Here is a 9870-nt window from a genome sequence, read left to right as displayed (position 1 = left end):
ATCTTTCTTTGTGATTACTTTGAGCTTTTACTCTACAGGGGAAATAATAATTTATTCTAGAAAATCTATTTTAGTTTGTTTGATTATTTCTAATTCCTCATGACTATAATTAGTAAAATTGAATATTGCTTCAAAGTTTTTACTAAAATGGGGTCAATTACACCATTAAACATAATATTTAAAGGTCCCCTATTAACATATGCGTCATAAATTTTAGCCCCTTCTTGATCTTCATCAGAATTAGAAAAAGCATAAGTATAATTTCAATTAAAAACCAGTCCAATTTGAGCTTTAAACTATATTTTCTAAAAGCTAATAGTACTTTAGAATGAGCTAAAAATATTCCATATGCTTGCTGTACAGCTTGTTTAGGGTCATCCAAAGCGGGATAATGCTTATCATTTAAATAACCTTCATATACAGGAACTAAAGGCTCATTAAATGTCACATAAGAGTCAATACTATCTTGATACTCTTGAAAAATAAATTCACAATATTGAACAAAAGAGTCAATTACTTCTTTTGAAGCTCACCCTCCTTTTTGATGGGCTCAAAGTGGCATATCAAAGTGAAATAAAGTCATAATTATTTTGATGTTATTTTTTTTATATTCATTAATATAATCATGATAAAACTTAACTGCTTGTAAATCGAGTGTTTTGCCATCTGGAAATAATCTTGCTCAAGAAAATCCCGTTCTTAATGAATCAAAACCAATCTCTTTAAACATTTTAATATCGTCTTTATAATGTCTTGTAATATCACATGTTACATTAGGTCCAACATTATTGTGAAATAATTCAGGGCTTTCTTGATAATATTTATCAAAAGCTAATCACCAATCTTTGTAATACCCTTTCTTCAGTTTGCATTGCACTCATTGATGCTCCTATTTCAAATTTTTTTGAAAACTTAATCATTTTTATTTACCTCCAAATTAATTGTATTGAATAGAATATTTTTTTACAATATATTATATTAATGGAGAATTTTTTTGGAAAATCAAAAAAACTTTGTTAATATATATTTAGGAGATTAATATGTTCAAAAGCATCAAAGAAAAATTGATATTAATAAAAGCAAACCTTGAAATCAAACACATGTTTCAATTGCCAATTATTTACTTGATTGTATTGAAAATAAAAAAACGCCTAAAATTAATGAATGTTCAAAACAAAGTTTTTGTTCTGAATCTGTCATTACAGCGTTTGCAAAAAAATATGGTTATGATGGTTTTAAAGAATTGGCAATAAGAATTAAAGTTGAAACTGAATATTACAACTGAACAACTTTATCAATTAATAATGAAAATAATAACAATTCCTATAGAAATTTAATCAATAAATCCATTGATTTAATCGATTCACAAGAAATTAAAATAGTGGATCTTGTTAACTCTATTAAACAAACAAAAAATACTTATGCTATAAGTTGTTACCAACAATTATTTAATACAGAATTGTTTATAAGTGAATTAAATCTATTAGGTTATAATGCTCATTTTAATTATCAAAGAAAATTAAATGAAACTTGAGTTAATAGAGTAACATCTGAAGATACCTTCATAATAGTTGTTTTTGGTTTGGATAATCAATATGTAATTAATTTTTATAATTTACTTAAGAGCAAGACTGACAATATTTTTATTATCTGTTCTCCATCACAAGAACATAAATTTGACAAGTATAGTCAAATAATAATTGTTGACTACTACGAACGAGCTACATTTTTGGAATCAACAAGAAGTTCGTTAATTATGTATCTTATGAGTTTTATAGTTTATAAGCTATAAAAAAATTATTTTGAAGAAGTTTCTTTTAACTTTTCAATTTTGGATTTAATAAATTGAATTTCTAATTCAATATAAATTAAATCCTTTTTTTTATCTTTAATAATATAATAGTTTTTATCATTTTCTTTTCTTCTTTTAAGATGAATTTGATAAAAAAGAAACCCTAATAAAGGAAAGAAAAATCAAAATCATAAATTTTTTCTAACCTTTTTATCAATTTGTCTTTCTTGTTTTAGCAAGTCTTTATAATCTTTTTCAACAATAAGAAGTTTTTCTTCCAACTCCTTTTGATTCATTTTGTCATATTTATTGAACATATTTTTTTCCTTTAAACAGCAATAATTTGCTTTAATATTTCATTTACTAAATGATTTAATGATTGAAATATTATTTTTACTTCATTTGTATGAGCTAAAAACTGTTGTTTTTCACTTTCTAAACCAACTACTTCTAAACTAGAATAAATATTTTTTGTATCTTGTAAAAATAAAACTAATTTTTCGCAATTTTGTAATTTTTCTTGAAAATTATTTGAATTATTAATATTTTTAATTAGCAAACAAATATCTTGTGAAAATTTTTTATTTCAATTATCAATATTAAACTCTTCAATAATTTCTTGATAACTTTTATTATAAAGATCTATTTGATCATTAAAAAATTTACTAATATAAGTTAAAAAAAATTCACCAGGATCTTTTTCTTCTATTTTTTCAAAATTATTACAATAGCTTCTTCACTCTAATTCAGTTTTATAAAAGTAATGATATCTTTGCAAAATTAAAGTTAACATCAAACTCAATTCAATTGGTTCATTATTAATGTTTTTTTCAAAAAAATTATTAATTCCTTCAAATAAAGTTTTACATTCATCTGTTTGACCTAAAAAAATTAGTTCATTTTTTTGTTCTTTATTTAAATTAAATTCTTTCTTATTTAAAAGACCATATAAATCCTTTTTATATAAACTAAAAATAATGTTTTTTAAATTTATTTTTTCACTTAATTTCATTCTTAATAAACCCTCCTATTTTAGAAAATAATTTGTAGGACTATTTTATTATTCTAAACTATTTTATTGCATATTACTATAAGTTTATAGTAAGATAACTTATGATTATTAGATATTTTACAAGGAGCGTACAACATGACTTTAGGAATTATTTTAGGAACTTTTATAACTTCTATTCTCGCATATCTCTTAGGAAGTTTTTCTTTTTCAATTGCTATTGTAAAATGAAAAACCAATAAGGATGTTAGAGAACAAGGAAGTAAAAACGCTGGTGCAACTAATGCAAGTCGGATGATTGGTAAAAAATGAGGAGTTGTAATTATGTTATTAGACTCCTTTAAAATATTTTTAGCAGTTCTTCTTGCATTTTTAATTAGTTTAATACCAACTGGTTCAAGTGAGATTTTTAAAAATACAATTTTAATTATTCCAGGTTTCTTTGCTTTAGTTGGTCATTGTTGACCAGTTTACTACAAATTTAAAGGTGGTAAAGCTGTAAGTTGCTTTTTAGGTTTAATGTTAGTTGCTAATTTTCTTGTAGGTTTAATATTCTTTACAATATGATTAATTTTAGTATTAGTTTCAAAAAAAGTAAGTATTGGTTCTATTTTTGCAACAATTTTAGCTGCAGCACTAATGTGAATCCCTCAACTTTCTGGATTAAGTAATTTTTCAATTAATGGTAATGATTTTGAAAGTGCCTTCCCATTTGTTTGATATAATAAATTTCACTTAGTTAATGGTTCACCAATGGATAGTTTCTTAGTAATAAACTTAGTTGTAACTTTTGCAGCACTTATTCTATTGGCAAGACATTATCAAAATATTATTAGACTAATTAAAGGTACTGAACCTGCATTTTTGGGAAAAAAGAAAATTAAGTCAAATGAAAATGATATTGAAGTAAATGAATTAGATAAAATAAATGAAAATACAAAAAAAATTATTATAAACGAATCTAATTCAAAGGAAAAAAAGAACTTAAAAACTCAAAAAAAGAAAAATAAAAAATGTACTTAATGATAATTAAATTATCATAGCCGTACATTTTTTTCTTAATAAAAACTATTTTGATATATATTTTCTTAAAAGTTTTGCATCTTTATCTTCTAAAATATTATTTATTTTAAAACCATAATCATAATGACCAGTAAAAACTTTAAAATCTTTATTAAAATTACTTATTAATCAGTTAAAAGTCTCTAAAATTAACTTTTCATTTTCATTATTTAGTTGCAACAATCCATCAACTAAATAAGTTTCATCTTTAAGAATGAAATCACCTGTAAATAAGAATTTTTCTTGTGGTACTGAAATAATTAAAGAACCTTCTGTATGACAATTCTTTTTAAATATTTCAATATCATATCCATTTAAATTAACTTTTCCATCTTGCGATATTACTTTTAAATTTTTTATAGGTTCCAATATACATTTATTAACACCTTCAAAATAATTACTCATATTTTTTATTGGGTCAAAAAGATTTAATAGATCCTCTTTACCAATAAAAACATTAGGATTATTTTGACTTTTTGATATCTCATTTATTCCATAAAAATGAGGAAAATGACCATGTGTAATAAAAATATCTGTTATTTGAATATTATTGCTCTCCACAAATTTTATTATGTCTTTATAAGATTCATACGCTGTATCAAATAATACACCCTTTTTTTCTTCGTTGTGTAATAAAAATGCATTTACCCTTTTAAATTTTTTACAAGTAAAAACTTGTATCATTTTTTGTCCACCGTTCTAATATTTTATAATTGATATTCTGTACTTCATACGGAATTAAATTCCTAATTAATTATATAATATTTTTTTAGTAAAAAAAAAAAAAAAAGTGTTTTATTAAAAAACACTTTTAATAAACATTCTACTTTCCTCTTTTAACAGCATTCATAGTTTTTTTAATATCACTTTCAGTTGGTTTTCTTCCCATACTTCTGTACATAGCTCTAATTTGATTTTCATTAATTGGCGGATTTTCTCTTAATTGTTTTTGAATAACTTTTCTTGTTATTATAAAACCAATTATTCCCCCAACAATAGCAGTAGCTATTGCTATTAATAATGCCCCTCATCATACTATAGTTCCCATTATATTTAAATCCTCCTTGATTAATAATTCTTTTTTAATATTAACATAATTTTTAATTATTTTAAGATAGTTAATATGTCTTTTGCTATATCTTGGCTAGTAAATTTAATTTCTTTAATAACATCATTGAATGGTGCAGAATAACCAAATGTATCGATTCCATAAGCTTTACCATTATCACCTAAAAATTTATGTCAACCAAAAGTTGTTGAAAGTTCAATTGAAAATCTTTGAGTACTTCTATTAATAATAGTATCTTGGTATTTTTTTGATTGTTTAGTAAACTCATTCATATTTGGCATTGAAACAACATTTACTTTATGACCCTTAGTTTCTAAAATTGATTTTACATCCATTGCTAAAGCAACTTCGCTTCCTGATGCAATTAAAGTCACATTTGCATTTTTTGTTTCGCTTAAAATATAAGCGCCTTTTTTTACATCTTCAATAATATTTTTATTATGATCTAATTCTTTTAAATTTTGTCTGGTGGCAACAATCACACTTGGAATATTTTTATTATTCAAAGCACTATAATAACTTGCAATAGTTTCTGCCATATCACATGGTCTATATAAACTTAAATTAGGAATACTTCTTAACATTGCCAATTGTTCAATTGGTTGATGTGTTGGACCATCTTCTCCAACTGCCACAGAATCATGAGTGAAAATACTTAAAGTTTGAACTTTCATAATTGCACTCATTCTTAAAGCTGGTTTTAAATAATCTGCAAAAACAAAAAACCCTGAAGCTACTGGCAATAGACCACCATGAAGTACAATACCATTATTAATTGCACACATGGCAAATTCTCTTACTCCATACATAATATTTCTTGCACTTAGATTATTAAAATCATAGTTTCCATCAGCGCCTTTTATTTTAGTTGATTCACATAAATCAGCACTTCCCCCAATAATTGAAGTAATATTTTTGCTTAAATAGTTAAATACTTCTCCAGAACTTACTCTTGTTGCTTGTTCTACATTTTTATTTAATGCTTGCAACTCTTTTAAATCAATATTTCACTCTTTATTAATAGAGTTAATAAGTTCTTGTGCCAATTTTGGGTTTTTTGCTTGATATTTTGCAAATTTTGAACTCCACTCTTGTTCACTCTTAACTCCCCTACTTAAAACATTTTCTTTTCAAAAGTTATAAACTTCTTGGGGGACCTTAAATTCTTCTTCTTTTCAATTAAAATAGCTTTTAACTGTTTCGATATCAGTTCCCAATGGTGCTCCATGAACCTTAGTAGTTCCTTGATTGGTTGCTCCAATTCCAATAATTGTTTTAACTTCAATATATGTTGGTTTATCACTTTTTTGTGCCATTAAAATAGCCTTTTCAACCTCTTTTAGATCCTCACCATTTTTAACATGTAACGTATTTCATCCAGCTGCTTTAAATTTAAGAGTAATATCTTCACTTTGAGCTAATTCAACTGGAGCATCTAATTGAATGTCATTTGAATCATGTAAAACAATTAGCTTATTTAATTTATATCTTCCTGCAAAACTTATTGCTTCATGACATACACCTTCTTGTAAATCACCATCACCACATAAAACATAAGTAAAATGATTAACAATATCAAAATCTTTTGTATTATACTTTCCTGCTAAATGACTCTCTGCTAATGCCATTCCCACTCCCATAGCAAAACCTTGACCTAATGGTCCAGTTGTTGCTTCAACTCCTTGAGTGTGACCAAATTCAGGGTGACCTGGTGTTTTTGAATTTAATTGACGGAAGTTTTTCATATCCTCTATTGATAAATCAAATCCTGATAAATGTAGTGCACTATAAAGTAATGCACTCCCATGACCTGCACTTAAAACAAATCTATCTCTATTAAATCAAGATGGGTTTTTAGGATTTAAATTCATAAGTTTTGTAAACAAAGTAAATACTATTGGACTTGCTCCTAAAACTATTCCAGGGTGTCCTGAATTTGCTTTATTAACAGCTTCTATCCCTAAAATTCTTAGAGCATTTAGATTTTTATTGTCTTTATTCATATTTCTTTTGAACCTCACTTTTATTCAAAATAATTATATCTCTAAAATTAAAAAAAATTTAATTTGTATCAAGATATGTTTTAAATTTTTGATTAAAAAAAAAAAAAAAATCCAATAAATGGATTTTTAAATAATTTTGTGGATAAATTATTTTTTACAATATGTTTAAATTTTATTGTATTTTTTGTCTAACTATAAATTATTCAGCAGCAGCAATAATAATTTCTTTTGAACCAGTTAATAAGTTTGATGTATCAACTGCTTTAACTTGAATTTTATCTTCAGCAGTTAATGCAGTATCATCTGATCCATCTTTTGGTTCATGACTAATTGTATAATCTGTAGTTTCAACAGCTTCTTTAGACATTTTTACTATTGCAGCACTAATTGCTTCTTTAGCATCTTCTAAAGTCATATCTGCTGTAATTTTAATGTCTAAAGCATCTAAACTAACTTTTTCAGCAGCTTTTGCACCAACTTCAATAGTTTTTGAACCACTTAATAATGTTGATTCTTTTGTTGCAGCAACTGTTATTTTAGTTCCATCAGTTAAAGGTTTTTCAGTTTCTTCAGTTTCACCCTCTTCAGCTCTTGTTTCTGCTTTTACAGTAATTGTGTAATCTGTAGTTTCTTTAGCATCTTTTACTTTAGCAGTAATTTGTTTTGCAATTGATTCTTTTGCTTCTTTTTCTGTTAATCCTGAAGCAACAGTTAATTCCATTTTTGATAAATCAGTTTTAGTTCCTTCTTTATCTCCACATGCAACAACAGTTGCACTTGTTGTAGCAACTAAACCAGCTGCTCCTAATAATCCTAATAATTTTTTCATTTTTTATTCCCTTTCGTAGCCAATTAAGGCTTAACTATATTATATAAAAATATTTTGAAATATAAAAATATTTTTACAAATTTTTACACTTAATAAGGATTTATTAAGTGTAAAATACCCCTTATTTGCTTATAAAAGAGCTTTAAAAGGCAAAAAAAGTTACTTTTGGTAATTAACTACTAGGATTACTTTTTTTCTTTACTATAGTGCCATTTTCATCAATAATTGTTACATTTTCCAATTGTTGTTCAAGTCCTTTTCGAAAAATAGTAATATATTTTTTTCTTAATTGATCACGTTCTTTTAACTCTTCTGTTGTTAATTCTCTTTCTTTTGCAATTTTAGCAAGTTCATTAATTCGTTTTAACAGACTTTCCATTTCCATAAAAAAACCTCCATAAAAAAATGATTGAAAATTAGAATATTTTTCAATCATTTAATGCATAATAAGCGCTTCCAATCATTGCAGAATCATTTCCTAATTGTGCATTCTCAATTGTTAATTCTTCGGCAAACATTTCAATAATATACTTTTTAATATTTTTCTTAATAATTTTTATTATATGATCATCTAATTGTGTTAGACCACCTGCCAAGATAATAGCTTCTGGATCTAATGCATTTATCATTGCTGCCATATGCATAACAAGCGGTTCAACAGCTTCTTGTAAAAGTAAGATCACTTCAATTGGATCTTCATTATTTTCAAAAACCTCAACAATTTCTTTAAAAGTGATTGTTTCAATATTATTGAAATAACTTGATGCTGGATGATTTCTCTTTGATTTTAAACTTGTTTTAAAATGATTAACAATTCCTGATGTTGAAGACATTGGTTCAATACATCCTTTTAAACCACAAACACAGTCATACTTAGTTTGAAAGATTCCTCCACCATGACCAAATTCTCCTGCAAAACCTCTAGAACCAGGTGACAACTTTCCTTCTGTTATAACAGCTCCACCAATTCCACTATCAATATAGTAAAAAATGATTGAATCATATTGTTTTGCAACACCTGTTCAAAATTCTCCTAAGGCACTTGCATTAGCGTCATTTATTACAAAAATTTGTTTTTTAAATAAATCTTCTGCTTCTTCTTTTATATTATAATTTGTCAACTCAAGATTTGCTGAATATCTAATTATTCCAAGCATATGATCAACATAACCTGGAATTGCAATCCCTACTTTATCAATATCATCATCATAACTAATACCAATAGTTTCTAAACCATCAATAATCTTTTCATATAAATTGGGAATAATTCTATCTTTTTCATGATCAACTGAAAATTGTGCTTGTAAATCACCATATTGATTAACCAAACCTACTTTTGATGCTGAAATTCCAACTTCAATAACTAAAATTAATTTCATTATTTTTGTGGCCTCCCCAAACTTATTTAATATAAATATATCATTTTTTTACTTGATTAATAACGTATTTTACAAAAATGTTATTTTTTATTATTTCATGTACTGTTCCTTTTTTTCGGACACCTATATTTTATAACTAACTCTATTATTATTATAAAAATATTGATACATTTTCAAATTATAAATATATTCATTTACAACATTGTATTTATAACCTTCCTTGATTGCTTCTCTTTTAAGAGTACTTCAAAAACCTTCAATATATCCATTGTCCGTTGATCTACCAATTCTAGACATACTTAAGCCAAAATCAAATCACATTGTAGCTAAGCGATATTGATAAGATTTAAATTCTGAGCCATTATCAGAGTGAATAATTGAGTTTGGTTTAAATGTTCCAAATTCATTAACCATATTAAAAAATGACTCTAATACTAATTTCATACCTTTAATATTTTTAGTTACCAAACCATAAACTTTTTTAGTGTTTACATGATAAAAGGCGCAAGTGTATAGTTTGCATCCTGCTATTATTTTCTCGGTAATATCAACAGAGAAAATATCTCCATAATTTTTCAAATCTGTTTGATTTTTAAATAATCTAGGATACTTACCAATTTTTTCTGGAGTAACTGATTTATTCTTTTGTATTTTATAGTTATTAGGTTTTAACTTTAAAAACTTCATTATTCGCAAAACTTTTTTATGACTACAATTTAGATCTAAA

13 protein-coding genes are annotated in these 9870 nt (G+C 25.6%); 3 read left to right on the top strand and 10 right to left on the bottom strand.

Annotated features, from left to right (window positions below):
• Positions 1-178: 178 nt before the first annotated feature.
• Entirely contained in the window at positions 179-877 is a 699-nt protein-coding gene (locus tag AAHM99_RS01160; RefSeq protein ID WP_342274960.1) for a family 1 glycosylhydrolase, read from the bottom strand.
• A 163-nt stretch (positions 878-1040) separates the two neighbouring features.
• On the opposite strand from AAHM99_RS01160, the gene AAHM99_RS01155 reads away from it, so the two are divergent.
• On the top strand, positions 1041-1253 hold the full coding sequence (locus AAHM99_RS01155; protein ID WP_342274959.1) for a hypothetical protein: 213 nt from the start codon (positions 1041-1043) through the stop codon (positions 1251-1253).
• Positions 1157-1792: a hypothetical protein gene (locus AAHM99_RS01150; RefSeq protein WP_425288795.1), complete on the top strand. Its 636-nt coding sequence runs from the start codon at positions 1157-1159 to the stop codon at positions 1790-1792. The genes AAHM99_RS01155 and AAHM99_RS01150 overlap by 97 nt, the downstream gene beginning before the upstream one ends.
• A gap of 5 nt (positions 1793-1797) precedes the next feature.
• Here the strand turns inward: AAHM99_RS01150 and AAHM99_RS01145 are convergent, their stop codons facing one another.
• Positions 1798-2109: a hypothetical protein gene (locus AAHM99_RS01145; RefSeq protein WP_342274957.1), complete on the bottom strand. Its 312-nt coding sequence runs from the start codon at positions 2107-2109 to the stop codon at positions 1798-1800.
• An 11-nt stretch (positions 2110-2120) separates the two neighbouring features.
• Positions 2121-2804: a hypothetical protein gene (locus AAHM99_RS01140; RefSeq protein WP_342274956.1), complete on the bottom strand. Its 684-nt coding sequence runs from the start codon at positions 2802-2804 to the stop codon at positions 2121-2123.
• A 135-nt stretch (positions 2805-2939) separates the two neighbouring features.
• On the opposite strand from AAHM99_RS01140, the gene plsY reads away from it, so the two are divergent.
• On the top strand, positions 2940-3824 hold the full coding sequence (gene plsY, locus AAHM99_RS01135) for a glycerol-3-phosphate 1-O-acyltransferase PlsY (RefSeq protein ID WP_342274955.1): 885 nt from the start codon (positions 2940-2942) through the stop codon (positions 3822-3824).
• A 45-nt stretch (positions 3825-3869) separates the two neighbouring features.
• On the opposite strand, the gene AAHM99_RS01130 is transcribed toward plsY, so the two are convergent.
• The 7 genes from AAHM99_RS01130 to AAHM99_RS01100 all read right to left on the bottom strand — a co-directional run bounded on the left by AAHM99_RS01130 (position 3870) and on the right by AAHM99_RS01100 (position 9830).
• Positions 3870-4547, bottom strand: a complete 678-nt coding sequence (locus AAHM99_RS01130; RefSeq protein ID WP_339030987.1) for an MBL fold metallo-hydrolase — start codon at positions 4545-4547, stop codon at positions 3870-3872.
• Between the two features lie 139 nt (positions 4548-4686).
• Positions 4687-4911: a YneF family protein gene (locus AAHM99_RS01125; RefSeq protein WP_053946172.1), complete on the bottom strand. Its 225-nt coding sequence runs from the start codon at positions 4909-4911 to the stop codon at positions 4687-4689.
• A gap of 56 nt (positions 4912-4967) precedes the next feature.
• On the bottom strand, positions 4968-6935 hold the full coding sequence (tkt, locus tag AAHM99_RS01120; RefSeq protein WP_342274954.1) for a transketolase: 1968 nt from the start codon (positions 6933-6935) through the stop codon (positions 4968-4970).
• Positions 6936-7134: 199 nt separating this feature from the next.
• Positions 7135-7764, bottom strand: a complete 630-nt coding sequence (locus tag AAHM99_RS01115; RefSeq protein ID WP_342274953.1) for a lipoprotein — start codon at positions 7762-7764, stop codon at positions 7135-7137.
• 172 nt (positions 7765-7936) lie between these two features.
• Positions 7937-8149: a DUF896 domain-containing protein gene (locus AAHM99_RS01110; RefSeq protein ID WP_342274952.1), complete on the bottom strand. Its 213-nt coding sequence runs from the start codon at positions 8147-8149 to the stop codon at positions 7937-7939.
• Between the two features lie 31 nt (positions 8150-8180).
• Positions 8181-9143 (bottom strand): ROK family protein, encoded by a 963-nt coding sequence (locus tag AAHM99_RS01105; RefSeq protein WP_339030995.1) that lies wholly within the window; start codon positions 9141-9143, stop codon positions 8181-8183.
• A gap of 123 nt (positions 9144-9266) precedes the next feature.
• On the bottom strand, positions 9267-9830 hold the full coding sequence (locus AAHM99_RS01100; protein ID WP_342274951.1) for a DDE-type integrase/transposase/recombinase: 564 nt from the start codon (positions 9828-9830) through the stop codon (positions 9267-9269).
• Positions 9831-9870 lie beyond the last annotated feature (40 nt).

The sequence above is a fragment of the Spiroplasma endosymbiont of Cantharis lateralis genome, from assembly GCF_964030855.1.
Taxonomy (GTDB): Bacteria; Bacillota_I; Bacilli_A; order Mycoplasmatales; family Mycoplasmataceae; genus Spiroplasma_A.
Note: the sequence above shows the minus strand (reverse complement) of the source record. Positions and strands in the feature narration are given on the sequence as shown.